Raw genomic sequence first — 26,195 nt, 5'->3', positions numbered from 1 at the left:
GGAGCTCCCTATGAAGGCCGCAGTCGTCACCTCGTTCGAACAGCCGCCCCGGTACGGGGAGTTCGCGTCTCCCGTTCCTGCGTCCCCTCACGACGAAGTCGTCGAGGTGCTGGCGTCGGGGCTGCACCCGCGCGTCCGCTCCCAGGCCGACGGGTCGCACTACACATCGACCGACGAGCTGCCGCTCGTGCCCGGGATCGACGGGGTCGGCCGCCGTGAGAACGGGGAGCTCGTCTACTTCGTGCTCGGCGACGGGCCCCTCGGCGCCATGGCGGAGCGGACGCTGATCGACACGCGCCGCAGCGTCACACTGCCGGCCGACGTCGATCCCGTCGCGATCGCCGCGGCGATGAACCCGGCGATGTCGTCGTGGATCCCGCTGCGGACGCGCGTCGACTTCCGGCCCGGGCAGTCCGTCCTCGTGCTCGGCGCGACGGGGTCGGCCGGCCGGCTCGCGCTGCAGACGGCCAAGCGGCTGGGCGCCGACCGCATCGTCGCCGCCGGTCGCGGGGCCGAGCGCGTCGAGGCCCTGCGCGACCTCGGTGCCACGCACGTCGTCGACCTGTCGGCGGAGCCCGACGCCGTCGCCGCGCAGATCGCCGCCACCTCCGCGGAGGTCGACGTGGTGCTCGACTACCTCTGGGGCTCGCCGACCGAGGCCGCCATTCCACCCCTCCTGAAGGCGCGCGGTGATCGCTCTCGCGCGCTCGACTGGATCGAGATCGGCGCCGTCGCCGGCCCGGAGATCGCGCTGCCGTCGACGGTGCTGCGGCAGGCGAACGTGCGGTTCCTCGGCAGCGGGCAGGGGTCGGCGAGCGTCCGCGCGATCGTCGAGTCGCTGCCCGCGCTCGCGGCTGAGATCATCGCGGGCACGTACCGGCTCGACGCAGACGCCGTCCCCCTGCGCGACGTCGAGGCCGCGTGGGCGACGCGGGCCTCGCAGCGCGTGGTGCTCGTCCCGTAGCCGCGATGCTCGTCGGGTTCGGCGGGCGCTCGTCAGTCAGGGCGTGTCGCCGGGGGGCGCGCCGATTACGACGCGGACCCGCACGAGCATGATTCCAGCCCCCGCACGATCCCGCCCCGGCGAACCACGGCCCTCCCGCTGACGACGGCAGGAACTCGACGTGGCCAGGCAGGCAGGCCCCTCCCGCTCGGGGCCGCGCCCCGCCTAGCCTGAGCGCGTGACCGACATCGACGCCCTCCTCGCTCCCCCGACCCCCGCCGCCGCGCTCGCCCTCGAGGCGGCGCGCGAGTGGATGAGCCCCGCGCTCGTCGCCCACAGCCTGCGCTCGTGGGCCTGGGCCGTCGCGCTCGCGGAGCGAATCGACCTGCCTTACGACGCCGAGCTGCTCTTCGTCGCGGGGATGCTGCACGACGCCGGGCTGGCTCCGCACTTCGACGCCGTCGCCGTGCCCTTCGAGGAGGCGGGCGGTGCCGTCGCGGCCGTCTTCGGGGCCGGAGCGGGCTGGGCTCCTGTGCGGCGCGGGCGCGTGCGCGAGGTGATCGAGCGGCACATGTGGAGGTCGGTCGACCCCGCATTCGATGCGGAGGGGCACCTGCTCGAGATGGCGACGTCGCTCGACGTGCGTGGTTCCGGGGCCTCCGACTGGGATCCCGCGCTGCTTCGCAGCGTGACGGAGCGGCTGCCGCGGTCCGGGTTCAGCGACGAGTTCGGCGGCTCGATCGCGGCGCAGGCGGCGCGCAAGCCGGAGTGCAGCGCCGTGCGGCTGCACTCCGCCGGCGGAGCGGCGGCCGGCGCCGTCGCGTGGGCAGCGCTGCTGCCTTAGCCGCGCGGATCAGACCCCCGCGATCGGCCCATCTGCCAGTCCGCGGTCCGGCGAAGAGGACGGATCGGTGGGTCTAGCGGACGGGCACGCCGCCTAGAGCAGGCAGCTGGGCCCGAGCAGGCTCTTCAGCTCGCCGTAGAGATCGGCCGTGATATCGACGGGCATCGGGATCTCGAACGTCCGGGCGTTGTCGCCCTTGAGCAAACGCAGGCGCACCTCGGTCGCACCGGCGTGGCGGCCGAGGACGGCCCCGAGCTCGGTGACGACGTCGGTCGTGGCGCGGAACTCTGGCATGCTCAGCACCAGCGGGCCGCTGCTGGCGGCGACGCCGAGGTCGGGCATGAACATGCTGACGGCGTGAAGGTTCTTGCCGTCGTCACGGACGCTGACGCGGCCCTTGAGCACGATGACGGAGTCGCCGACCAGCGAGGGCCCGAACTCCTGGTAGGTCTTGCCGAGGAACATCGCGCTGATCTCGCCGCCGAAGTCTTCGACGGTGATGATGCCGTAGGGGTTGCCCGAGTTGCGGGCGACGCGGTGCTGGACGCTCGTGATGAGGCCGGCGATGGTGACCGTCTCGCCGTCGATGGAGTCGTCGGCGGCCGTGATGGTGGTGACCGTGGTGGAGGCGTGCTTGGCAAGCGGCAGCTCGAGGCCGGCCAGAGGGTGATCGGACACGTAGAGGCCTAGCATGTCGCGCTCGAAGGCGAGCTTGTCGCGCTTCGTCCACTCGGGGCGCACCGGCACCTGCTGGGCGTGCGCCGGTTCGTCCCACAGCGAGTCGAAGTCGAAGCCGACCTGGCCGTTGGCCTCGGCCCGCTTCTCGCTGACGGCGCCCTCGACGGCGGCCTCGTGGATCTCGACGAGGGCACGCCGGGTGTCGCCCATCGAGTCGAACGCGCCGGCCTTGATCAGCGACTCGACCGTGCGCTTGTTCGCGACGGGAATCGGGACCTTCGACAGGAAGTCGTGGAACGAGGTGAACGCGCCCTTGCTCTCACGGGCGGCGATGACATGGTCGACGACGTTGAAGCCGACGTTGCGGATGGCGCCCATGCCGAAGCGGATGTCTTCGCCGACCGCGGCGAAGAAGCCGATCGACTCGTTGACGTCGGGCGGGAGCACCTTGATGCCCATGCGGCGGCATTCGTTGAGGTAGAGGCCGAGCTTGTCGCGGGAGTCGCCGACGCTCGTGAGGAGCGCGGCCATGTACTCGGCCGGGTAGTGCGCCTTGAGGTACGCCGTCCAGTACGACACGACGCCGTACGCCGCCGAGTGCGCCTTGTTGAACGCGTAGTCGGAGAAGGGAAGCAGGATGTCCCAGATCGCCTTGACGGCATCGGCCGAGTAGCCGTTGTCGAACATGCCCTGCTGGAAGCCCGCGTACTGCTTGTCGAGCTCGGACTTCTTCTTCTTGCCCATCGCGCGACGGAGGATGTCGGCCTGGCCGAGAGAGAAGCCGGCGAGCTTCTGCGCGGCGCTCATCACCTGCTCCTGGTAGATGATGAGGCCGAAGGTGCCGCCGAGGACCTCGCTCAAGGGCTCTTCGAGCTCGGGATGGATCGCTGTGATCGCCTGGAGGCCGTTCTTGCGCAGCGCGTAGTTCGTGTGCGAGTTCGCACCCATGGGCCCGGGTCGGTAGAGCGCGATGACGGCCGAGATGTCTTCGAAGTTGTCGGGCTTCATCAGCCGCAGCAGGCCGCGCATGGGCCCGCCGTCGAGCTGGAAGACGCCGAGGGTGTCGCCGGAGGAGAGGAGCTCGTAGGCGCCGACGTCGTCGAGCTCGAGGTCTTCGAGCACCAGGTCGAAGTCGCGGTTCGACTTGATGTTGTCGAGGGCGTCGTTGATGATCGTGAGGTTGCGGAGCCCCAGGAAGTCCATCTTGATCAGGCCGAGCGCCTCGCTGGCCGGATAGTCGAACTGCGTGACGATCTGGCCGTCCTGCTCGCGCTTCATGATCGGGATGATGTCGAGCAGCGGGTCGCTCGACATGATCACGCCGGCCGCGTGGACGCCCCACTGGCGCTTCAGCCCCTCGAGGCCGAGCGCCGTGTCGAACACGGTCTTCGCCTCGGGGTCGCCCTCGACGACGGCGCGGATGTCGCCGGCCTCCTTGTAGCGCTCGTGCTCGCGGTCGAAGATGCCGGTCAGCGGGATGTCTTTGCCCATGATCGCGGGCGGCATCGCCTTGGTGAGCTTCTCGCCCATGCCGTAGGGGAAGCCGAGCACGCGCGAGGAGTCTTTCAGCGCCTGCTTCGCCTTGATGGTGCCGTACGTGACGATCTGCGCGACGCGCTCGGAGCCGTACTTGTCGGTGACGTAGTTGATGACCTCCGTGCGCCGACGGTCGTCGAAGTCGACGTCGAAGTCGGGCATGGAGACGCGGTCGGGGTTCAGGAACCGCTCGAAGATCAGACCGTGGCGGATGGGGTCGAGATCGGTGATCTTCATCGCGTAGGCGGCCATGGAGCCGGCTCCGGAGCCTCGGCCCGGCCCGACGCGGATGCCGTTGTCTTTCGACCAGTTGATGAAGTCGGCGACGACGAGGAAGTAGCCCGGGAACCCCATCTGCGCGATGACGCCGACCTCGTAGTCGGCGCGCTCCTGGACGTTCTGCGGGATGCCGTCGGGGTAGCGGTACTTCAGGCCCTCGGCGACCTCCTTCTTGAACCAGGTCTCTTCGGTCTCGCCCTCGGGGACGGGGAACCGCGGCATGTAGTTCGCCTCGGTGTCGAACTTGACCTCGCAGCGCTCGGCGATGAGCAGCGTGTTGTCGCACGCCTCGGGGTGGTCCCGGAAGAGGTGGCGCATCTGCGCCGCGGTCTTGAGGTAGAACTCGTCGGCGTCGAACTTGAAGCGGTTCGGGTCGGAGAGCGTCGAGCCGGACTGGACGCAGAGGAGGGCCGCGTGGCTGGTGGCGTCGTGCTCGTGCGTGTAATGGAGGTCGTTCGTCGCGAGGAGCGGCAGGTCGAGCTGCTTGGCGAGCTTCACGAGGTCGTCCATGATGCGGCGCTCGATGCCGAGGCCGTGATCCATGATCTCGGCGAAGTAGTTCTCTCTGCCGAAGATGTCGCGGAAGTCGCTCGCCGCCTTGAGCGCCTCGTCGTACTGGCCGAGGCGCAGGCGGGTCTGCACCTCGCCGCTGGGGCAGCCCGTCGTGGCGATGAGACCCGTGGAGTACTGCGACAGGAGCTCGCGGTCCATGCGCGGCTTGAAGTAGTAGCCCTCGAGCGACGCCTTCGACGACAGGCGGAACAGGTTGTGCATGCCCTCGGTCGTCTCCGAGAGCAGGGTCATGTGCGTGTACGAGCCGGCGCCCGAGACGTCGTCACGGCCCCCGTCGCCCCACTTGACGCGGGTCTTGTCGCCCCGGTGCGTCCCCGGCGTGATGTAGGCCTCGGTGCCGATGATCGGCTTGATCCCTGCGGCGGTGGCCGTCTTGTAGAAGTCGAACGCACCGAAGACGTTGCCGTGGTCGGTGACCGCCACGGCCGGCATGCCCTGCTTGGCGGCCTCCTCGATCAGGGGCTTGACGCGTGCGGCGCCGTCGAGCATCGAGTATTCGCTGTGGACGTGCAGGTGCACGAAGGAATCGCTCGAAGACAACTTTTCTCCCCTGGGTCAAGGCGTGCGACAAGCGTAACCGGGGCCGCCGACATCCCTCGGCGCGTCGCTCCAAATCGCAGTCAGGAAGACCGAAGGACCTCAAGCGCGTGTTGAAGGTCTGCCGGGTACTCGGACCGGAACGACACCCAGTCACCCGTCGCCGGGTGATCGAAGCCGAGCTGGACGGCGTGCAGCCACTGCCGCGTGAGCCCGAGCTTGGCCGACAGCGTCGGGTCCGCGCCGTAGAGCGCGTCGCCGACGCACGGGTGGCGCTGTGCGGCCATGTGGACCCGGATCTGGTGCGTGCGGCCGGTCTCGAGGTGGACCTCGAGCAGCGACGCGGCGGGGAACGCCTCGACCGTCTCGTAGTGCGTGACGGACGGCTTGCCGTCGACGACGACCGCGAACTTCCACGACGACGAGGGATGGCGGCCGAGCGGCGCGTCGATGGTGCCGATCAGCGGGTCGGGGTGCCCCTGCACGACGGCGTTGTAGATCTTCTCGACGGTCCGCTCGCGGAAGGCCTGCTTGAGGAGCGTGTAGGCGCGCTCCGACTTCGCGACGACCATGAGGCCCGAGGTGCCCACGTCGAGGCGGTGGACGATTCCGGCGCGCTCGGCCGCACCGCTGGTGGCGATGCGGAACCCTGCCGCGGCGAGACCGCCGAGCACGGTCGGGCCCGTCCAGCCCATCGACGGGTGCGCGGCGACGCCGACGGGCTTGTCGACGACCACGAGGTCGTCGTCGTCGAAGACGATGCCCATGCCGGGCACGTCGACCGCGACGACCGTCGGCTCTTCTTTCGGTTGCCAGGTGACCTCGAGCCACGCGCCGGCCTCGAGGCGGTCGGACTTGCCGACGATCCGCTGGTCGACGCTCACTCCCCCGAGCCCTGCCACCTCGGCGGCGAAGGTGCGGCTGAAGCCCAGGAGCTTGGCCAGGGCGGCGTCGACGCGCTCCCCCGCCAGGCCGTCGGGCACCGGCAGCGAGCGGGACTCCGTCACGAGGCGTCCCGGGAGGACGGCTCGGGGCTCGTCGCGGCGGCGTCGGGTCGGGCGACAGCGGCGGGATCCTGCGCCGGAGTGCCTTTCGGCACGCGCACCACGCGCTGGCCGTCGAGGCCGATGCCCAGAAGCGTCAGCAGGAGCAGAAGGCCCATGCTCGAGACGATGAAGGTGTCGGCGACGTTGAAGATCGCCGGCAGGAGCTTCGGGAAGTAGATGAAGTCGACCACGTGGCCGACGCCGAAGCCCGGCTCGCGGAACAGGCGGTCGGTCAAGTTGCCGAGAGTGCCGCCCAGCAGCATGCCGAGCATGAGCGCCCAGCGGAACGAGCGGATGCGCCGGGAGAAGACGATGATCGCGACGACCACGGCGGCCGCGGCGATCGAGAACACCCAGGTCGATCCGGTGGCGAGCGAGAACGCGGCGCCGGGGTTCTTCACGAAGTGCAGCTGCAGGAACTCGCCCAGGACGTCGACCTGCTCGCCCACGATGAGGCTGTGCACCACGAGGTACTTGCTGCCCTGGTCGAGCGCATAGACGACTACCGCGACGAAGGCCAGTGTCAGCAGGACGCGGACACTGGCCTTCGGGGTAGCCGTTCTAGTTCGAGCCAAAGCCCTGGAAGCTGGCCGGAGCGGCGGACTGCGCCGACACCGGCTCGGGGGCGCCTTCGCCGTCGAGCTCGCGAAGCTGGCCCTCGATGTAGCTCTTGAGCTTGGCGCGGTACTCGCGCTCGAAGCCGCGCAGCTCGTCGATGCGGTGCTCGAGGCCGATGCGCTCGTTGTCGAGGCGCTCGACCTGCACGCGCTGCTCGCCCTCGATCTTCTCCTGGCGGGCGCGGAACTCGGTGTCGAACTGGTCGGCCTTGGCCTTCTGCTCGGCCTCGAGCGCGGCCACGCGGGCCTGGTGCTCGGCCTCGAACTGCTCGGTCTTGGTGCGCGAGGTGGTCTCGGCCTCGGAGACGAGCTGAGCGGCGGTGGCGTGACCCTCGGCGATGAGCGCGTCGCGCTTCTCGATGCCCTCGCGGACGTGCTCCTCGTGGAGGCGGCGCGCGAGCTGCAGGAGGTTGTTCGTGCTGGTCGTCTCGTCGACGGTCGGCGCGGAGTAGGCGGGAGGAGCAGAGACGGCGGCGGCCGCCGGAGCGGGCTCCGGCTCCGGCTCGACGACCGGGGCGGCCGCGACGGGCTCCGGGGTCGGCTCGGGCTCGGGGGCCTTCTCGATGGCGACGGGAGCGGCCGCTGCCGGGGCGGCGGACGCCTGGCGCTGAAGGTCTTCGGCCTTCGACTCGCTCGTAGCGAGACGCTGGCGCAGCTCTTCGTTCTCCTGGCCGAGACGACGAAGCTCGACCACGACCTCGTCGAGGAAGTCGTCTACCTCGTCTTGGTCGTAGCCCTCACGGAACTTCGTCGGCTGGAACCGCTTGTTGACTACGTCTTCAGGCGTCAAAGCCATTGCCGTCACCTCGTGAATCTCTGGTACATGGTCTGGGAATGGTGTCTGTCGCTTCGTCTCGCCCTGAACGAGAGAGGCCGATGGGGACACCGTAGTGACTCAGCCTACAACGACAACAGTCGACCTGACCTGAAGGCTGAGGGTCATCCGCGCGTCGCGGTAGTCGCGAGACGAACCGGCCGTCAGCGCTGGAGGGCCGAGGCGACGCTCATCAGCACGACGACGAGCAGCATCACGATGCTCCAGCCGAAGTCGAGCGCGACAGCACCGAGGCGGATCGGAGGGAGCACCCGCCGGATCGCCTTGATGGGCGGATCGGTGACGGTGTAAGTCACCTCGGCGAGCAAGAGGAGCGGACCCTTGGGGCGGTACGTGCGGCTCACCGACTGGGTCAGGTCGAAGATGAACCGCGCCCACATCAGCAGGAAGAAGATGAGGAGCGCGACGTACACGATCGTGGCAATGGGCTGGACGATCATCGAGGGGATTCAACTCGCTGTGGTAGTGCGGGGAGGCCCCGCCGGCGGAAGCCAGCCCCGGGGAGGTTCTCAGGACTGGGCGAAGAACGACGCGTCGATGTCGGACTCTGCCTCGGCCTGGTCGCCGCTGACGGCGATGTGCGACGGCGAGAGAAGGAACACCTTGTTCGTCACCCTCTCGATCTTGCCGTACAGACCCTGGGAGAGTCCGCTGGCGAAGTCGACTAGACGACGAGCATCGCCCTCGCTCATCTGCGAGAGGTTGATGATGACGGGGATGCCGTCGCGGAAGCTGGCCGCGATCGACTGGGCGTCCTTGTACTCGCGCGGGTGGACGGTGAGGATTTCGTTCATCTCGGTGGCTACCGCATTCTTGGTCGACGTGGGGCGCCTCAGGGGCGTCACAGGGGCCTTGTTCGCCACGGGAGCCGGGACCGGCTGCACGGGCGAGGCCGGAGCCTGCTTGTGGGGGTGCGCGGACTTCTGCGCGGGGTGCGCGACAGCCGGCTGCGGCGCCGTCTGCTGCACGGCGGCCGGCTGGGGCCGCGACTCGCTCTGGGGGGCGTTGCCGTCGTATTCGAGTTCTTCGTCGGCAAGCCCGAGGTAGATCAGGCTCTTCTTGAGGGGGTTCGCCATGGTGTCCTCCGGTCGTGGCTCGTCTGCATCGACATTAACGAGCGTCGGGGCGGTTTCCGGTGATTGCGGTGCCGATTCGTAGGTGTGTCGCGCCTTCGGCGATGGCCTCGGCGAAGTCGAGAGACATCCCGGCGGAGATCCGGTCGGCCCCGGGCGACAGGGAGCGCACGCGCTCGGAGAGACCCCGGAGGCGTGCGAAGGCGAGCCGGGGGTCTCCTTGCACGGGAGCGACCGCCATGACGCCGCGGAGCACGATGCCGGGACACTGGAGGACGCGCTCGGCGACCGATTCGAGGTCGTCCGCCTGCACTCCGCCGCGACCCGGATCGTCGGTGAGGTTCACCTGCACGAAGCCGTCCACCACAGTGCCGTCGTCGGTCGCCAGGGCGTCGATCACACTGGCGCGGTCGAGCGAGTGCACGACAGAGGCGTAGGCACGAGCCTGACGGGCCTTCTTCGACTGGAGCTGTCCGACGAAGTGCCACCGGAGCCCGTCGAGATCGCTCGTCTCGGCGGCCTTGGCCTGCGCCTCCTGATGGCGGTTCTCGCCGACATCTCGGATTCCGAGCGCGTGGAGGTCTCGAACGAGCTGCGCCGGATGGAACTTCGTCACGACGATCGTCGTGAGCTCGTCCGGGTGCCGACCAGCCGAGCGGGCCGCATCGGCGATGCGTCCGAAGACGTCGTCGACACGGCCCGCGAGGTCGGAGGGCGCAGCCATAGCCGGAGGGATGGCCGCTACTTGAGGAAGTCGGGGACGTCGAGGTCGTCGTCGCCGTCGTCGAACACCGGGTCGGGGCTCTGGGCGGGCTCCTGGGGGCGGGTGTACGTCGGGGCCGCGCCGCTGTCGGCGATGGCCGAGACACCGGCGACCGTGGTGGTGGCGGGGCCGTCGGTCTCGACGAAGCTCGCGCGGCGCTCTTTGGTCTTGGTGGTCGGCTCGCCGCCGTCGAAGCCGGCGGCGATGACGGTCACCCGGACCTCGTCGCCGAGCGTGTCGTCGATGACGGCACCGAAGATGATGTTCGCCTCGGGGTGCACGGCCTCCTGGACCAGGCGCGCAGCGTCGTTGATCTCGAAGATGCCGAGGTTCGAGCCGCCCTGGATCGAGAGCAGCACGCCGTGGGCTCCGTCGATGGAGGCCTCGAGCAGCGGCGACGCGACGGCCAGCTCGGCTGCCTTGATGGCGCGATCGGCGCCGCGCGACGAGCCGATGCCCATGAGCGCGGAGCCCGCGCCCTGCATGACGCTCTTCACGTCGGCGAAGTCGAGGTTGATCAGACCCGGGGTCGTGATGAGGTCGGTGATGCCCTGCACACCCGCGAGGAGCACCTGGTCGGCGGTGCCGAAGGCCTCGACCATCGAGATGCCGCGCTCGGAGATCTCGAGGAGGCGGTCGTTCGGAACGACGATGAGGGTGTCGACCTCTTCTTTGAGCTGCGCGACGCCGGCCTCGGCCTGCGCCTGACGACGACGACCCTCGAAGCCGAAGGGCTTCGTGACGACGCCGATCGTGAGGGCGCCGATCGACTTGGCGATGCGAGCCACGACCGGAGCACCGCCGGTGCCCGTGCCACCGCCCTCGCCCGCCGTGACGAAGACCATGTCGGCCCCGGCGAGAGCCTCCTCGATCTCCTCGGCGTGGTCTTCGGCGGCGCGACGACCGACCTCGGGGTCGGCGCCTGCGCCGAGGCCTCGCGTGAGCTCGCGGCCGACGTCGAGCTTGACGTCGGCGTCGCTCAGCAGCAGAGCCTGCGCGTCGGTGTTGATCGCGATGAACTCGACGCCGCGAAGCCCGAGCTCGATCATGCGGTTGACGGCGTTGACGCCACCGCCGCCGACACCGACGACCTTGATCACGGCTAGGTAGTTATGGTTCGTTGTCACGTCCGGCCTCCGCCTGGTGGAAGTTCTCGCAAACCTTCAAGTTGAACTTCAAGGTTAATGTTATGCGCAGTATGCATATCTGCAGTCACAAGGTAGGTCGACCCGGCGCGACCTGTGTCGACGTGAGCCGCGTGTCGCGCGAATCGGGTCGACCTCCACGCTACTTGGTGCGGATGATGCCGTTGTCGGGAGCCGACACGTCGTACTGCACCGACTGCTGCGGATCGCGCGCGTTGTGGTCGCGGATGAGCCCCGTCAGCAGCTGCGCCTTCTTCGCCGACCGGTCGGCGCTCCCCCAGACGACCTGCTCGCCGCCCGTGAGCGTGAGCGTGACGTCGTCGGCGGTCGACGCCGAGACCGACGCCACCTTCTTCAGCAGCTCGGCCGGCAGCGCCAGAAGCACCTCCGCGGTCGACCGGAACACCTTGCCGTCGACGCTTCCGCCCTTGAGGCCGACGACCGGGACACCGGCGGGCTTCCTGGTCGACGTCGCGATGACCACGCCGGCCGGGTCGACGAGCTCGTACGTCTTGCCGACCTTCACCGAGGCGATCGGCTCGCGCTCCGTGATGCGGATCACCAGCGTGTGCGGCGGCTTCGTCTCGGTGACGTACGACTCGATCAGCGGGAACTCCGAGAGGTCTCTCTTGACGGCAGTGAAGTCGATCAGCGCCAGCGGCTTGCCGACCTGTGCGTCCAGTGACGAGAGCACCTGCGCCCTATCGACGCGCGATGTTCCCTGGACGGTGATGGTCTGCAGCGACAGGGCCGGCGAGAACACGCTGATCGTGACCGTCGCGACCAGCGCGAGCACGACGGCGCCTGCGGTGATGAGGGTAGCGCGGCGGTGGCGCGTGCGGCGGGTGAAGCGGCGCACCTCGGTCCGCTCGACGGCTCGGCGCGCAGCGGCCGCACGCCGGGCCTGTCGGCGCGCGTCACGGGCGCGATCGCGCGCCTCGGCGGCACCGCGGTCCTCCCGGGGCAGATCGACGGGCGCAGGAACTGCGGGCTCCACCGCCGGGGCCTTCGCCCGCGGGCCCGGCACCGGCACGGCGGGCCTGCTCGCAGCCGGCCTCGACGGCGCGACCCCGGCGCGAACGGGCTTCGACGGTGCTGCCGCCTGTGGTGCTTCGGGCCGCTCGGCCGGAGCGTGACGGTCGAATCCCTCGGGGCGCTTCATGAGTCGCCTGTCACGCGGCGCTCTCCGGCGTCGCCTCGAGGCTGCCGAGCAGCTGCGGGACGATCCGGTAGACGTCTCCGCAGCCGAGGGTGATCACGAAGTCGCCCTCGCGGGCGATCTCGGCGACGCGGTCGGCGGCCGCCTGCCAGTCGGGGACGTAGTCGGCCTTGGCGGCGTTGCGGAAGCGCTCGGTGACGAGGGCACCGGTCACTCCGGGCACCGGGTCTTCGCGTGCGCCGTAGACGTCGAGCACCACCGTGTGGTCGGCGAGGGACTCGTACGCGTCGGCGAACTCTCCCGCCATCATCTGGGTGCGGCTGTAGAGGTGAGGCTGGTGGACCGCGATCAGGCGACCGTCGCCCACGACGCTGCGCGCGGCCTGCAGCGCGGCCGCGACCTCGGTCGGGTGGTGCGCGTAGTCGTCGAAGACGCTCACCCCGCGCACTGTCCCGTGCAGCTCGAAGCGGCGCTGGGTGCCGCCGAAGACCTCGAGGCCCGCGATGGACTCCTCGGGGCTGAGCCCGAGCCCCGTGAGCACGGCGTAGGCGCCTGCGGCGTTCAGGGCGTTGTGGTGGCCGGGCACGCTGAGCTGCACGCGGCGCTCGACGCCTGCGTGCACGAGGGTGAAGGCCACCGGGCCCGAGGTGGTGACGTCGGCGACGCGGATGTCGGCGTCGGCGGCCGCGCCGAAGGTGACGACCTTCGAGCGGTCGAGCTTCTGCGACACGGCGACGGCACCGGGATCGTCGCTCGAGATGGCGACGAACTCGCTCGCCGCCGAGGCGAAGGCGACGAACGCCTCGTCGAAGGCCTCGCGTGAGCCGTAGTGGTCGAGGTGGTCGGCGTCGACGTTCGTGATCAGGGCGATCGACGTGTCGTAGAGCAGGAACGAGCCGTCGGACTCGTCGGCCTCGATCACGAAGAGGTCGTCGGCACCGCCCTTGGCGCTGACGCCGAGCGACTGGATGACGCCGCCGTTGACGAAGCTCGGGTCGCGGTCGGCCTCGAGCAGAGCCGTGATGATCATGCCGGTCGAGGTGGTCTTGCCGTGCGCGCCCGCGACCGACACCAGCCGGTGCCCGCCGATCAGCCACGCGAGCGCCTGCGAGCGGTGGAGCACGGGGATGCCCCGCTCGAGGGCGAGCTGGTACTCCGGGTTGTCCTGCCAGAGGGCGCCGGTCACCACGAGGGTGTCGGCGTCGCCGACGTTGGCCGCGTCGTGGCCGATCGCGACGGTGGCTCCGAGCGCGCGGAGCGCCTCGACGTTGCCGCTCTCGCGCGAGTCGGAGCCCGAGACCGGGATGCCTGCAGCGAGGAAGACGCGGGCGATGCCGCTCATGCCGGAGCCGCCGATTCCGACGAAGTGCGCGCGCCCGATCGTCTCGGGAAGCGGCTGGTCGAGGTCGGGCTTGATCATGAGTTCGCGATTCGTGTGGAGGTGGACGCGGGAGTGGCCTCGAGGACGAGGTCGACCGTCTTGTCGGCGCCGTCGCGCACCCCGACGGAGGCCGCGCGGACGGTCATGTCGGCGATGCGGGCCCGGTCGAGCAGGATCGGCACGAGCTTCGAGCGCACCCACGCCGGCGTGAACTCGGCGTCGGCGACCAGGACGGCGCCGCCGGCGTCGACCACGTCGGTGGCGTTGAAGCGCTGCTCGCCGTTGCCGACGGGATAGGGCACGAGCACGGCGGGCAGGCCCAGGGCGGTCAGCTCGGAGACGGTCGCTGATCCTGCGCGGGAGACGACGAAGTCGGCAGCGGCGAGGGCGAGATCCATGCGATCGCAGTACTTCACGATGTGGTAGTTCGCCAGGCTGGACGGCCCGAGCTCGGACTTCTCGCCGGTGATGTGCAGGATCTGCCAGCCCGATCCGAGCACGACCTCGGCGGCCCTCGACAGCGTGTCGTTGATCCGTCGCGCGCCCGTCGACCCTCCCGTGACGAGCAGGGTCGGCAGCGACTCGTCGAGGCCGAAGAACTGGAGCGCCTCGCTCTTGACCGCGTGGCGGTCGAGGGTCTCGATCTCGACGCGCAGGGGCATCCCGACCTGGCGCGCGTGGCGCAGCTTCGTCGACGCGAAGACGACGCCGACGTGCTTCGTCGCGAACGAGCCGAGCACGTTGGCGATGCCGGGCTTGGCGTTGGCCTCGTGCACGACGATCGGAACCCTGGCGCGCCAGGCGGCCAGGTAGGCGGGCGCGGCCGCGTAGCCGCCGAACCCGATGACGACGTCGACTCCGCGGTCGCGGAGGATCGAGCGGACGCCGCGCACCGAGCCGACGATCCGCGATGGGAAGCGGAGGGCGGCCGCGTTCAGGCGCCGCGGGAAGGGAAGACGCGGCACGGTGAGCAGCTCGTAGCCGCGGGCCGGGACGAGCCGGGCCTCGAGGCCCTCGGCGGTGCCCAGCACCAGGATCGTCGCGTCGGGCTCGCGGCTGCGGAGCCGATCGGCAGTCGCCAGGAGGGGGTTCACATGCCCGGCGGTGCCGCCGCCGGCGAGGAGGTACGTCGTCACCGGAGAGACCCTACCTGCTCGTCGGAGCGCAGCGCTGACACCGGGTCGCCCGGCCGTCGGTGCACGAACGAGAGCACCACGCCGATGGCGATGAGAGTGAAGATGAGCGACGATCCGCCCGCGCTGATCAGCGGCAGGGGCACGCCGAGCACCGGCAGGAGGCCGAGCACCACCGCGATGTTGACGAGCGCCTGGCCGATCACCCAGGTCATGACGCCGCCGGTGACGATGCGGACGAAGGGGTCGTCGGTCGAGCGCAGGATCTTCATGAACGACACGGCGAGGACGATGAACAGGGCCAGGACGACGCAGGCGCCGATGAGGCCCAGCTCTTCGCCGACGATGGCGAAGATGAAGTCGTTGTCGGCCTCGGGCAGCCACGACCACTTCGCCTTCGAGTTGCCGAGACCCACGCCGAAGACCCCGCCCGAAGCGAGCGCCCAGAGCCCGTGCACGGTCTGCCAGCAGGTCGACTGGTACGCCTCTTCGGAGCTGCAGCCCGACATCCACGCCGAGATGCGATCGGTGCGCGAGCTCGCTCCCGACGTGATCACCGGGAGCACGCAGGCGAGCAGGATCAGCGGGGGGACGAAGAACCGCAGCTTGACGCCGGCCACGAACACCGCGACGGCGACGAGCATGATCAGGATCAGCGTGGTGCCGAGGTCGCCGCCCTTCATGACCAGGCCCATGGCGATCAGGACGACCGGGATCAGGGGGACCAGCAGCTCTTTCCAGTCGCCGAGCTTGCGCTCCTTCTTGACGAGGATCATCCCGATCCAGATCACGAGAGCGAGCTTCAGGAACTCGGAGGGCTGGGCGCTGAACGAGGAGCCGATGCGGATCCAGTTGCGGTTGCCGTTGACGGTGGAGCCGAGGGGCGTGAAGACCAGGAGCTGGAGGAACATCGCGAGCACGAGCAGGTGCCAGGCGTACTTCTTCCAGGCCCAGGTGGGCACTCGGCTCACGACGAGCATGGCCGGGACACCCAGCGCCGCGAAGATGCCCTGGCGCAGGAACGCGCCGAAGAAGTCGTGCGTGGCGACGTACTGCTCGACGCTCGACGACGACAGGACCATCACGAGGCCGAAGACGACCAGGAAGAGCGCGGTCCCGAGGATGACGAAGAAGCTGGTCTCCTCGGCCGCGAACAGCTTCTTGACCGCGACGCGAGCGGCCCCGGTCGGTGCCGATCTGATTCGGCCCGCGACGGCGTCCGAGAGGGTGCGGCTTCGCGCCGACCCGTCAGACTTCAGGCGTCGCGGGAGGCTCGACGGCGTGTCGGCCATCGGCGTCACCTCCCAGGTGGTCGTGCACGGCTCGGGCGAACGCGTCTCCGCGCGCGCCGTAGTCGGCGAACTGATCGAACGATGCCGCGGCCGGCGCGAGGAGGACGGTGTCTCCTGCCTCGGCGACCGCGGCCGCGAATGTCACGGCCTGCGGCATCACTCGTTCAGTGTCGGTCTCGTCGACCTCGAAGACCGGCATGCCGGGCGCGTGTCGCTCGAAGGCCTCCCTGAGGATCTGCCGGTCGCTGCCGATCAGGACGGCGGCTTTGACGCCGCGACGCACCTCGGCGACGAGCGGCGCGGGGTCGACGCCCTTGAGCAGGCCGCCGACGATCCAGACGACGCTCGGCGAGGCGGCGAGTGAGGCCTTGGCCGCGTGCGGGTTCGTGGCCTTCGAGTCGTCCATCCAGACGATGCCGCCCGCGGTCGCGACGACCTCGGAGCGGTGGTGGTCGGGCCGGAAGGCCGCCGTGGCGAGCCGGATCGCCTCGGGGGCCACGTCGAGGGCGCGGGCGAGCGCGGCCGCGGCGAGGACGTCGGCGACCAGGTGCGGGGCGGCCAGACCCGACGCGGTCAGGGTCTCGAGGGTGGACAGCTCGAGGGCGCGGTGCGCGCGGTCGGCCAGGAAGGCGCGGTCGACGAGGATCTCTTCGACCACCCCGAAGTCGCCGACCGGCGGGGTGCCGAGGCCGAAGCCGACGGCGCGGCAGCCCTCGACGACGTCTGCCTCCTGCACGAGCAGCCGCGTGGCGATGTCGGCCCGGTTGTAGACGCAGGCGACTCTCGTGTTCGCGTACACGCGGCCCTTGGCGGCCCGGTAGGCGTCGGCGCCGCCGTGCCACTCGAGGTGGTCGTCGTCGATGTTGAGGATGACGCTGGCCACCGGGCTGAGCGAGCCGGGGCCCTCGATGGGCAGGTAGTGCAGCTGGTGGCTCGACAGCTCGACGGCCAGGACGTCGAAGCCGAGCGGCTCGCGGATGGCGTCGAGCACCGGGAGCCCGATGTTGCCGCAGGCCGCGACGCTCCGGTCGTCGGCGGCGACCATCGCGGCGACGAGCTGCGTCGTCGTGGTCTTGCCGTTCGTGCCGGTGATGAGCACCCAGTCGGCGATGTGCTCGGGGGTCTTGTCGCGCACGCGCCAGGCGAGCTCGACGTCGCCCCACACCGCGGCGCGCGAGGCGGTGGCCCAGACGACGAGCGGGTGGTGCGGGGCGAAGCCCGGGCTCACGACGACCACGTCGGCGTCGAAGGCGACGAGCTCGGCGGGAGGCGTCGACAGGTCGGCCTGGACGATCAGGCGGGCGCCGATGACCGGGACGAGCTGCGCGCGATCGGACGCCTCGTCGGGCGCGACCACGACCACGTCGGCACCGAGCTCGGCGAGGGTGTCGGCCGACGAGAAGCCGGAGACGCCGAGGCCGAGCACCGCGACGCGGAGCCCCGACCAATCGGCGTGCCAGCTGATGAGCGAGTCGAGGGGAGCCGCCATCAGGACTTCGAGATCCACTCGAGGTAGAACACCCCGACGCCCGCGGCGACGAACAGGCCGGCGACGATCCAGAAGCGCACGACGACCGTGACCTCGGCCCAGCCCTTCAGCTCGAAGTGATGGTGGAGGGGGCTCATCAGGAAGATGCGCTTGCCATGGGTGAGCTTGAAGTACGCGCGCTGCAGGATCACCGAGCCGGTGACGACCAGGAAGAGCCCGCCGATCAGGATCAGCAGGAGCTCGGTGCGGCTGAGGATCGCGAGGGCGGCGAGGGCGCCGCCGAGACCCAGCGAGCCGGTGTCGCCGAGGAAGATCTGCGCCGGCGACGTGTTCCACCAGAGGAAGCCGATGAGGCCGCCCGACACGCAGGCTGCGACGACGGCGAGGTCGAGCGGGTTCGTCGTCTCGTAGCAGGCCGACTGGACGGCGCGGGCGCTCGTGCAGAGCTGATTGTTCTGCCAGAACCCGATGAAGATGTACGACCCGATCGCCAGGATCGAGGCGCCGGTGGCGAGCCCGTCGAGGCCGTCGGCCACGTTGACGCCGTTCGAGGCCGACGCGGTGATCATGATCACCCAGATGGTGAACAGGATTCCGCCGAGGAGGGGGCCGGCGAACGCCAGGTCGAGCCACGGGATGTCGCGGACGCCCGAGATCATGGTCGACGCCGAGGACTGCCCGACGCGGCTGTGCACGGAGAGCGCCAGCACGGCGAAGAGGACGGCCACGAGCACCTGCCCGAGGATCTTCGCCCAGCCGGTGAGGCCGAGGCTGCGCTGGTTGCGGACCTTCGTGAAGTCGTCGAGGAAGCCGACGAAACCGAGGCCGACCATCATCAGCAGCACGAGGAGACCGCTCGGAGTGAGTCGGTCGCCGCCGGCGAGGTGGCCGACGAAGTAGCCGATGACCGTGCCGAGGATCAGGACGATGCCGCCCATGGTCGCCGTGCCGCGCTTGGTGTGGTGCGACTGCGGACCGTCGCTGCGGATGAACTGGCCCCAGCCGAGGCGGTGGAACAGCCGGATGAACAACGGCGTGAGCAGCAGGGTGAAGACGAGCGACACCGCACCGCCGATGAGGAGGGCGATCACGCGGTCACCCCCGCGAGGCGGTCGCCGAGGAACCGGAGACCCGCCGACTTGGACGATTTCACGAGGACGACGTCTCCTTCTCGCAGATCGGCGCGGACGGCGTCGTACGCCGCGTCGATGTCAGGGACGAGGAGGGACTCCCCGCTCCAGCTGCCCTCGAGGCCGGCGGCCATGTGGACATGGCGGGCGGCGTCGCCCACGACAACCAGCCTGTGGATGTTGAGGCGCACGGCGAGACGGCCGATGCGGTCGTGCTCCTCCTGCGCGAACTCGCCGAGCTCGGCCATCTCGCCGATCACGGCGACGGAGCGCTGGCCCGGGCCGACGATCTGCGCGAGCGTCTTGAGAGCCGCCGCCACGGAGTCGGGGCTGGCGTTGTAGGCGTCGTTGATGATGGTGACGCCGGGGCCGCCGTCGAGGACCTCCATGCGCCAGCGCTCCGCGCGAGCGACGCCCTCGAGGACGGTGGCCGCGCGGTCGACGTCGAGGCCCCACTCCCCCGCGACGGCGAGGGCCGCGAGGGCGTTCATGACGTGGTGCTCGCCGAGGATGCGGAGGTGGACCGGACGCGTGAGGCCCGGCGCGTGGAGGACGAACGCGGTGCCCGAAGCGGTGACGTCGACGTCGGATGCCCGGTAGGACGTTCCTGCGCCCAGACCGAAGGTCACGACGCGAGCGTCGGTCAGGTCGGCCATCGAGCTGACGCGGAAGTCGTCGGAGTTCAGGATCGCGGTGGCGGTCTCGGGCAGGTCGGTCACCATCTCGGACTTCGCCCTCTGCGTGGCCTCGATGCCGCCGAATTCGCCCGCGTGCGCGAGACCCACCTTGAGGACGACGCCCGTGTCGGGCTTCGCGATCGCGACGAGTCGGGCGATCTCGCCGGAGCCGGAGGCGCCCATCTCGACGACGAGGTACTTCGTGGCCCCGGTGGCACGGAGCATGGAGATCGGCGCGCCGACGTGGTTGTTGAACGACCCCTCGGGCGCGACCGTGGGAGCGAGGTCGGACAGGATCGCGCGCAGCATGTTCTTCGTGCTCGTCTTGCCGTTGCTGCCGGTGATTCCGACGACGCGGAGGCGGTCGTCGCCGGACGCCGACTCGCGGACCCGGGCGACGACGGCGCGGGCCAGGTCGGCCAGCGCCGTCACGCCGTCGTCGACGACGAGGAGCGGGGCGGCGCAGGCGACCGGGCCCTCGCTGATGACGAGCGCGGCGCCGTTCTCGACGGCCGACGGCACGAACAGGCGGCCGTCGGTGACCTCGCCCGGAAGCGCGAAGAAGATCGAACCGGCCGTGACCAGACGCGAGTCGGTCTCGACGGAGCCGTCGACGATGGTCGCACCGGAGGTCTCGGAGGCGAGCGCGAGAGTGCCGCCGACGATCTGCTGGATCTCGGCGAGGGTCAGCGCGATCACTCGGCCCACCCCGCCTCACGGAGCGCCGCGCGGGCCTCCTCGCGGGCGGAGTAGGGCGTGCGCACGCCCTGGATGTCGCGATAGTCCTGGTGGCCGGGGCCGGCCCAGAGGATCGAGTCGCCCTCGCCGGCCAGCGCCACGGCGGTGCGGATGGCGGCCTCCGGCGGGCTGACCTCGTGGATCTCGTGATCGGGATACGCCTCGCGCGCCGCGTCGACGAGTGTCTTGCGGATCGCGTCGGGGTCTTCGAAGCGCGGGTGGTGGTCGGTCACGACGAGGATGTCGGAGCCGGCCGCCGCCACGCGGGCCATCTCGGGCCGCTTCGTGGTGTCGCGGTCGCCGTCGGCGCCGAACAGCATGACGACCTTGCCGGGAGTGAATCGGCGCACGGCCGCGAGGGTGGTGAGGAACGCGTCGGGGCTGTGGCCGAAGTCGACGAAGACGCTCGGTCCGCGCGCGCCCGAGACGCGCTCGGTGCGGCCGGGCAGGTAGGCGACGATGCCGCCGTCTTCGTCGAGGGCCTGGCCGATGGCCTCCAGCTCGAAGCCCGCTTCGACGAGCATGACGATGCCGAGGGCGGCGTCGGCGGCCATGTGCCAGCCGATCATCGGGACGCGGGTCACCAGCGAGCGGCCCTCGGGGCCGGACAGGCGGAACTCGGTGTAAGCGGCCTGCTCGTCGAGCAGCTCCACGCTCCAGTCGGCGTCGCGCTCGACGCCGGCGATCGCCGGCGTCATCGCGATCGTGGTGACGGGGATGCGGCTCGCCTCGACGACGCGCTGGCCGTAGTCGGAGTCGAGCGAGACGACGGCGCGCTTGGCGCGGTCAGGCTGGAAGAGCGGCAGCTTCGCCTGGAAGTACTCCTCCATGTCGGCGTAGTCGTCGAGGTGGTCGTGGCTGAGGTTCGTGAAGCCGGCGACGTCGAAGACGATCCCGTCGACGCGATTGCGGCTGAGGGCCTGCGCGCTGACCTCGACGGCCACGGCCCGCACCTCGCTCTCGCGCATGCGGGCGAGGAGGGCGTGCATCTCGGTGGCCTCGGGCGTGGTGAGGCGCGAGACGACGGTGAGATCCCCGATGTGGCGCTCGGCCGTGGACGAGAGGCCCGTGACGAGGCCGAGCTGCTTGAGGATGCCCTCGAGGAGGTACGACGTGGAGGTCTTGCCGTTGGTGCCGGTGACGGCGAAGAGCAGCGGCGCGTCTTCGCCGGTGCGGTAGACCCAGCTCGAGACGTCGCCCAGGGCGGCGCGCGGCGAGTCGACGAGGATGACCGGCAGGCCGCTGTCGGCGGCGATCTCGGCGCCATCGGCGTCGGTGAGGAGGGCGACGGCGCCGCCCTCGCGAGCCTGCGCGGCGAACTCGGCGCCGTGGCGGTTCGCCCCGGGCACGCCGACGTAGAGGTCGCCGGGGTGCAGGTCGCTGGTCGAGAGGGTCACTCCCGTGATCTCGATGCCGTCGAGCGAGCCGATGTGCTCGAGTCCGAATTCGCTGGCCAGCTGGCCGAGCGACCTCGCCGAGGGATGTTCCGGTCGCAGGACCGGGGGGATCCGGGCACTCAAAGAATCCTCATTTCTAGCTCAGGTCAGGAGCCGGGGGTGTCGTGCTGCCAGGTGGCGTGCTGCCAGGCCTGTGTCACCACGTGTCTGGCAGGTCGGTGGCCGGCGTGGTCGACGGCTTCACCCGGTAGGTCTCCAGGACCTGGGACATTATCTCGCGGAAGGCCGGAGCCGCCGCGAACGAAGTCTTCAGCGTAGTCGGCTTCGTGAAGGTCACGAGCACGACGTACTGGGGGTTCTCGGCCGGAGCGATGCCGGCGACCGAGATCACGTAGTCGTCGCCGTATCCGCCCCCGGGCGCGTCGGCGATCTGCGCCGTGCCGGTCTTGGCCGCGACGTTGTAGCCCGAGATCGGCGTCATGCCCTTGAGCGTGCCCTCGGGGATGGTGTTCTCGAGCATGTCGACGACGTCGCGCGCGGCCTTCGTCGACACGACGCGCGTGCCGCTCGTGCTCGGCTTGTCGATGACGGTCCCGTCGGCCTGCTTGCAGCCCTTGACGAGAGTGGCCGGCATGCGGACTCCGCCGTTCGCGAGCGTCTGGTATGCGCTGGCGATCTGGATCGCCGACGTGGCGATGCCCTGGCCGAACATCGAGTTGATGTCGGTCTGGCTGTCCCAGCTGCTCGGCGTGCCCAGCTGGCCGACCGTCTCTCCCTGGAAGCCGACCGCGGACTGCGAGCCGAGGCCGAACTTCTTGAGGTAGTCGTAGCGCGTCTGCTTCGAGAGCCGCTCGCCGACCTGGGTGATGCCCACGTTGGACGAGTTCGCCAGGATGCCCGCGAGCGTCAGGTGCTCGGTCTGGTGGAACTCGGCGTCGCTGATCCGGCCGCCCCACGGGAACGTTCGGCTGTAGGGGACGGTCTCCGGCGTGCCGGTGTTCGCGACGCCCTGGTCGATGGCTGCGGCGGCGATCAGCGACTTGACCGTCGAACCGGGCTCGTACGAGTCGGTGAACGCCTTCGAGCCAAGGTTCGTGACCGGCGTGCCGTCGACGTCGTTCGGGTCGACCGAGTCGGAGTCGGCCACGGCGAGGAGCGATCCGTCGGAGACCTTCATGACGATCGCGGTGCCCGACTGCGCGCCGAGAGCCGTGACCTGCTCATCGAGGTCCTGCTGCACCTGGTACTGGAGGTCTTCGTCGATGGTCGTCATCAGAGTGCCGCCGTCGACCGCCTCCTTGGTCGTGACCGTGCTGCCGGGCAGCTTGACGCCGTCGGCGCCGCGCTCGTAGGTCTGCTCGCCGTTCGTTCCGGCGAGGCACTTGTCGTACATGTACTCGAGGCCCTGCTGCGCGCCGTCGGTGCCGAGGAATCCGACCAGGTTGCCCGCCACCCCGCCGTTGGGGTAGACCCGCGAGGTGGTGCGCTGCGGGGACAGCCACGAGATGCCGAGCTTGACGATCCGGTTGTAGGAGTCGACGTCTACGGCGCTGGCGACCTTCGCGTACAGGCTCGTCTTGTCGGCCGTCAGAGCTTTGAGCACGGTCGAGGACTTCTGCCCGGTCGCGGACGCGATCTGCTTCGACGCCTGCGCCAGCGTGTAGGTCGTCTTCACGCCCTTCTTGGACGTGACGCTGTAACCCGCCTGCGCGTACTTCGGAACGGCGAGGATGTCGTAGCGGAGGACGGTCGCCGCGAGCACCTTGCCGTTCGTGTCGAGGATGTCGCCGCGGTCGCCGTAGAGCGTCTGCGGGACGCTCCTCTTGTCTTGGCTGTCCGTGTTCAGCGACGCGGCCTGGACCACCTGGATGTCGACGAGGCGGACCACGAAGATCGCGACGAGCGCGAAGATCACGATGCCCGCGACCGTCGCGCGACGGCGACGCCCCCGGTGCGCGATCGCGGCCGGACTCAGCTTGCCTCGTCGGGCGTTACTCACAGAGCATTCCTCACCGCTAGCGGGTCTCTGGTGCCGCCAGCTCGTTCGAATTCGACGTTACGGAACCGGTGGCGGATTTCACGTCTGCCGCGCCCGTCGTCGACGTAGAGTCGGCTGAGTCTTTCGCCGCGGTGCTCTTCGTGGACTTCGTCACGACGGGAACGCCCTTGAGGAGGCTGTTCGCCACGAGGTTGTCGCTCGTCGCGGCGTCGGAGGCCGCGGGAGTGGGCGTGCCGAACACCTTGAGCGTGTTCAGGTCGAGGTAGACCGGGTTCTGGTTGCGGACCATTCCGAGGGCTGTCGCGTTGTTGGCGATGTTCTGCGGCGACGACAGCACCTGCAGCTTCTCGGAGTACTTCGCCTCGGACCGGTTCAGAGTCGTCTGCTCGTTCTGCAGCGCCGAGATCTGGTACGCACCCTGGCTCAGGGCGATGCTGATCGCGAGCTGGGTCAGGAGCAGCACGAACAGCGCCGCGGTGGCGATGAGCGCGTAGACGAGCCGGGGTCGCGCGCGGCGCTGGGCCAGGCTCGACACGATCTCGATGGGACTGCGGCGCGGACCCAGATCGTCGAGGACGCTCTCATCGGGCTCGAGGCCGATCTGCGCGGTGGCGAGGGTGGTGCTCATGCCTGTCTCCGGATTCGCTCGGCGGCGCGCAGCCGCACGGGTGTCGCACGAGGGTTGACGTCTTTCTCCTCATCGCTGGCGAGCTCGGCGCCTCGCACGAGGAGGGAGAACTCGGGGCGGTGCTCGGGCAGCTCGACCGGCAGCCCGCGGGGTGCCGTCGACGTCGTCCGTGCCGCGAGCTCGCGCTTGACGAACCGGTCTTCGAGCGACTGGTAGGCGAGCACGACGATCCGCCCGCCGACCGCGATGCGGTCGAGGGCGGTCGGAAGGGCCGACTCGAGGGATGCCAGCTCGGCGTTGACCTCGATGCGCAGGGCCTGGAAGACGCGCTTGGCGGGGTGGCCGGCGCGGCTGAGGGCGGCCGGGGTGGCCTCCTGGAGAAGGTCGACGAGCTCGCCGCTGCGGACGAGAGGCGTGTCGGCACGACGCTCGACGATGCGGCGGGCGTAGCGCGGAGCCAGCTTCTCCTCGCCGTACTCGTAAAAGATGCGGCGGAGCTCCGCCTCGGAGTACGTGGCCAGGATGGTCTCGGCGGTCGTGCCCTGGGTCGGGTCCATCCGCATGTCGAGCGGGGCGTCCTTCGAGTACGAGAACCCGCGGTCGACCTGGTCGAGCTGCAGCGAAGAGACGCCGAGGTCGAAGAGGACCCCCGTCACCTCCGGGATGCCCAGCCCGTCGAGCGCGCGGCCGATGCCGTCGTACTCGGTGTGGACCAGCTTCGCGCGGTCGCCGAACGGGGCGAGCCGCTCCCCCGCGATCGCCAGGGCCTCGGTGTCGCGATCGAGCCCCACGAGGGTGAGCTCGGGGAAGCGCGACAGCATCGCCGACGAATGGCCGCCCATGCCGAGCGTGCAGTCGACGACGACGGCACCGGGCGTGGAGATCGCGGGGGCGAGGAGCTCGAGGGTGCGCTCGAGCAGGACGGGAACGTGGATCTGGTCGTCTGCCATGAGTGACGGAGTCTGATTCCTCGGCCCTGATCCCCATCCATCCCACCTGGCACCGGGGAAGGTGTGCCAGGGGTGGACGGCTGGGAGTCAGGGCCGAGGGCGTCAGAGGAGCCCGGGGATCACCTCCTCCGTGGTGTCGGAGAAGGAGGATTCGTGCTCGTCGTAGTAGCTGTTCCACGCCGCGGTATCCCAGATCTCAGCCCGGTTGCCGGCGCCGATCACGGTGAGGTCGCGGCTGAGGCCGGCGTACGCCCGGAGGTTCGCAGGGATCGTCACACGGTTCTGCTTGTCGGGGATCTCGTCCGAGGCGCCGGACAGGAACAGGCGGAGGTAGTCGCGGGCCTGCTTGCTCGTGATGGGCGCCTTGCGGATGTTCGAGTGGACGACTTCGAACTCGCGCTGACTGAAGACGTACACGCAGCGCTCCTGCCCACGCGTCATCACGAGGCCGGAGGCCAGCTCGTCGCGGAACTTCGCAGGAAGGATGATCCGGCCTTTCTCGTCGAGGCGCGGCGCGTAGGTACCGAGGAACACTGCACGTCACCCCCACTCGCCCGCCGTTTCCTCCACTTTACTCCACACTGCGCCACCAAAGCGATGCCTTGGCCCGAACGGGGGGTCGATGACATGCAAAAACCCCGCAGACACAAGGGTCTGCGGGGTGGAGGAAAATGGAGTGAATCAGGCGTCCGAGGCGCGTTTCACCACAAAAAAGGACCGACCCGGAGGTCGGCCCTTTCAGAAGAAGAGGAGGTCAGCGCTCGTCGCCGCCCTGGCGGCGGTCCCAGCGATCGTTGAGGCGGTCCATCATGCTGCCGCCACCCGCCTTGCGGCCATTGCGCCCGGCGGAGCCGCCCGGAGTGGAGGACTGGGGAGGGACCGGTGCAGGCCCGAGGGAGCCACGTCGACGGGGAGGAGCAATAGCGAAGAGGGCACCCGCAAGAAGGAGGATGAAGCCCGCGACGCCGATGAGCGGCTGGCGGAAGGCGACGCCGGCGACGACGACGGCGACACCTGCCAACGCACCGAGGATGCCCACGACGACCAGCGTGTAACTCGGTCGTCCTCGACGCGAGTTCATGGTGGTGACGAAGTCGGAGTCGTTGTTGTAGAGGCTGCGCTCCATCTCTTCGAGCAGCCGCTGCTCCTGTTCGGAAAGAGGCATCTTGATTTCCCTTCAGGCTGAGCCTCTTCAGGCGGAGCCCCTTCGGGCTGAGCCTCTTCAGGCAGAGCCCCTACAGGCTGAGCCTGAGACTGGTGGTGCTGGCACGGAATCGCCCGGTCGGACCGGTCGTTTCGTGCGCGGCTGGTGGCTACCGATCTTACGACCGCCAGCTGTGGTTAGGCTAGGCG

23 protein-coding genes are annotated in these 26,195 nt (G+C 69.7%); 2 read left to right on the top strand and 21 right to left on the bottom strand.

Annotated elements, in window-relative coordinates; genetic code table 11:
- Positions 1–10: 10 nt before the first annotated feature.
- Both AC3CBB_RS04430 and AC3CBB_RS04425 read left to right on the top strand, forming a co-directional pair.
- Complete coding sequence (locus AC3CBB_RS04430) at positions 11–964, top strand: quinone oxidoreductase family protein (RefSeq protein WP_123504443.1); 954 nt, start codon at positions 11–13, stop codon at positions 962–964.
- 217 nt (positions 965–1,181) lie between these two features.
- Complete coding sequence (locus AC3CBB_RS04425) at positions 1,182–1,787, top strand: HD domain-containing protein (RefSeq protein ID WP_488626144.1); 606 nt, start codon at positions 1,182–1,184, stop codon at positions 1,785–1,787.
- A 93-nt stretch (positions 1,788–1,880) separates the two neighbouring features.
- On the opposite strand, the gene dnaE is transcribed toward AC3CBB_RS04425, so the two are convergent.
- The 21 genes from dnaE to AC3CBB_RS04320 all read right to left on the bottom strand — a co-directional run bounded on the left by dnaE (position 1,881) and on the right by AC3CBB_RS04320 (position 26,007).
- Positions 1,881–5,342 carry a DNA polymerase III subunit alpha gene (dnaE, locus tag AC3CBB_RS04420; RefSeq protein WP_233579842.1) on the bottom strand — a complete coding sequence of 1,154 codons (3,462 nt, stop codon included), beginning with the start codon at positions 5,340–5,342 and terminating at the stop codon, positions 1,881–1,883.
- 131 nt (positions 5,343–5,473) lie between these two features.
- Positions 5,474–6,397 (bottom strand): RluA family pseudouridine synthase, encoded by a 924-nt coding sequence (locus tag AC3CBB_RS04415; RefSeq protein ID WP_123504440.1) that lies wholly within the window; start codon positions 6,395–6,397, stop codon positions 5,474–5,476.
- Positions 6,394–7,011, bottom strand: coding sequence for a signal peptidase II (gene lspA, locus AC3CBB_RS04410; protein WP_488626143.1), 618 nt, complete (start codon positions 7,009–7,011; stop codon positions 6,394–6,396). The genes AC3CBB_RS04415 and lspA overlap by 4 nt, the downstream gene beginning before the upstream one ends.
- Positions 6,998–7,849, bottom strand: a complete 852-nt coding sequence (locus AC3CBB_RS04405) for a DivIVA domain-containing protein (RefSeq protein ID WP_488626142.1) — start codon at positions 7,847–7,849, stop codon at positions 6,998–7,000. The genes lspA and AC3CBB_RS04405 overlap by 14 nt, the downstream gene beginning before the upstream one ends.
- 182 nt (positions 7,850–8,031) lie before the next feature.
- Positions 8,032–8,328, bottom strand: coding sequence for a YggT family protein (locus AC3CBB_RS04400; protein WP_123504438.1), 297 nt, complete (start codon positions 8,326–8,328; stop codon positions 8,032–8,034).
- Between the two features lie 69 nt (positions 8,329–8,397).
- Positions 8,398–8,964, bottom strand: a complete 567-nt coding sequence (locus AC3CBB_RS04395; RefSeq protein WP_123504437.1) for a cell division protein SepF — start codon at positions 8,962–8,964, stop codon at positions 8,398–8,400.
- Positions 8,965–8,998: 34 nt separating this feature from the next.
- Positions 8,999–9,685, bottom strand: a complete 687-nt coding sequence (locus AC3CBB_RS04390; protein ID WP_488626141.1) for a YggS family pyridoxal phosphate-dependent enzyme — start codon at positions 9,683–9,685, stop codon at positions 8,999–9,001.
- Positions 9,686–9,702: 17 nt separating this feature from the next.
- Positions 9,703–10,851 (bottom strand): cell division protein FtsZ, encoded by a 1,149-nt coding sequence (ftsZ, locus tag AC3CBB_RS04385; protein ID WP_123504435.1) that lies wholly within the window; start codon positions 10,849–10,851, stop codon positions 9,703–9,705.
- Between the two features lie 160 nt (positions 10,852–11,011).
- The gene (locus AC3CBB_RS04380) at positions 11,012–12,031 is read right to left on the bottom strand and encodes a cell division protein FtsQ/DivIB (protein ID WP_488626140.1); all 1,020 of its coding nucleotides are present in this window, start codon (positions 12,029–12,031) and stop codon (positions 11,012–11,014) included.
- 10 nt (positions 12,032–12,041) lie between these two features.
- A complete protein-coding gene (gene murC / locus AC3CBB_RS04375; RefSeq protein WP_488626139.1) occupies positions 12,042–13,448 on the bottom strand; it encodes a UDP-N-acetylmuramate--L-alanine ligase in 1,407 nt (468 codons plus the stop codon).
- Positions 13,445–14,545: a UDP-N-acetylglucosamine--N-acetylmuramyl-(pentapeptide) pyrophosphoryl-undecaprenol N-acetylglucosamine transferase gene (locus AC3CBB_RS04370; RefSeq protein ID WP_123504432.1), complete on the bottom strand. Its 1,101-nt coding sequence runs from the start codon at positions 14,543–14,545 to the stop codon at positions 13,445–13,447. Before AC3CBB_RS04370 ends, murC begins: the two co-directional genes overlap by 4 nt.
- Positions 14,542–15,834, bottom strand: coding sequence for a putative lipid II flippase FtsW (gene ftsW / locus AC3CBB_RS04365; RefSeq protein WP_123504431.1), 1,293 nt, complete (start codon positions 15,832–15,834; stop codon positions 14,542–14,544). The genes AC3CBB_RS04370 and ftsW overlap by 4 nt, the downstream gene beginning before the upstream one ends.
- A complete protein-coding gene (gene murD / locus AC3CBB_RS04360; protein ID WP_123504430.1) occupies positions 15,791–17,323 on the bottom strand; it encodes a UDP-N-acetylmuramoyl-L-alanine--D-glutamate ligase in 1,533 nt (510 codons plus the stop codon). Before murD ends, ftsW begins: the two co-directional genes overlap by 44 nt.
- On the bottom strand, positions 17,323–18,414 hold the full coding sequence (gene mraY, locus AC3CBB_RS04355; protein WP_123504429.1) for a phospho-N-acetylmuramoyl-pentapeptide-transferase: 1,092 nt from the start codon (positions 18,412–18,414) through the stop codon (positions 17,323–17,325). The genes murD and mraY overlap by 1 nt, the downstream gene beginning before the upstream one ends.
- Complete coding sequence (locus AC3CBB_RS04350; RefSeq protein WP_488626138.1) at positions 18,411–19,829, bottom strand: UDP-N-acetylmuramoyl-tripeptide--D-alanyl-D-alanine ligase; 1,419 nt, start codon at positions 19,827–19,829, stop codon at positions 18,411–18,413. The genes mraY and AC3CBB_RS04350 overlap by 4 nt, the downstream gene beginning before the upstream one ends.
- Positions 19,826–21,388, bottom strand: a complete 1,563-nt coding sequence (locus AC3CBB_RS04345; RefSeq protein WP_488626137.1) for a Mur ligase family protein — start codon at positions 21,386–21,388, stop codon at positions 19,826–19,828. Before AC3CBB_RS04345 ends, AC3CBB_RS04350 begins: the two co-directional genes overlap by 4 nt.
- A gap of 73 nt (positions 21,389–21,461) precedes the next feature.
- Entirely contained in the window at positions 21,462–23,264 is a 1,803-nt protein-coding gene (locus tag AC3CBB_RS04340; protein WP_233579743.1) for a peptidoglycan D,D-transpeptidase FtsI family protein, read from the bottom strand.
- A 16-nt stretch (positions 23,265–23,280) separates the two neighbouring features.
- Entirely contained in the window at positions 23,281–23,892 is a 612-nt protein-coding gene (gene ftsL / locus AC3CBB_RS04335) for a cell division protein FtsL (protein WP_488626136.1), read from the bottom strand.
- Positions 23,889–24,842: a 16S rRNA (cytosine(1402)-N(4))-methyltransferase RsmH gene (rsmH, locus tag AC3CBB_RS04330; RefSeq protein ID WP_123504426.1), complete on the bottom strand. Its 954-nt coding sequence runs from the start codon at positions 24,840–24,842 to the stop codon at positions 23,889–23,891. Before rsmH ends, ftsL begins: the two co-directional genes overlap by 4 nt.
- A 102-nt stretch (positions 24,843–24,944) precedes the next feature.
- On the bottom strand, positions 24,945–25,376 hold the full coding sequence (mraZ, locus tag AC3CBB_RS04325) for a division/cell wall cluster transcriptional repressor MraZ (RefSeq protein ID WP_123504425.1): 432 nt from the start codon (positions 25,374–25,376) through the stop codon (positions 24,945–24,947).
- A 220-nt stretch (positions 25,377–25,596) separates the two neighbouring features.
- Positions 25,597–26,007, bottom strand: coding sequence for a DUF3040 domain-containing protein (locus tag AC3CBB_RS04320; protein ID WP_123504424.1), 411 nt, complete (start codon positions 26,005–26,007; stop codon positions 25,597–25,599).
- Positions 26,008–26,195 lie beyond the last annotated feature (188 nt).

This window comes from Frondihabitans sp. OV104, from assembly GCF_057787745.1.
This window is presented reverse-complemented; position numbering and strand designations above follow the sequence as displayed.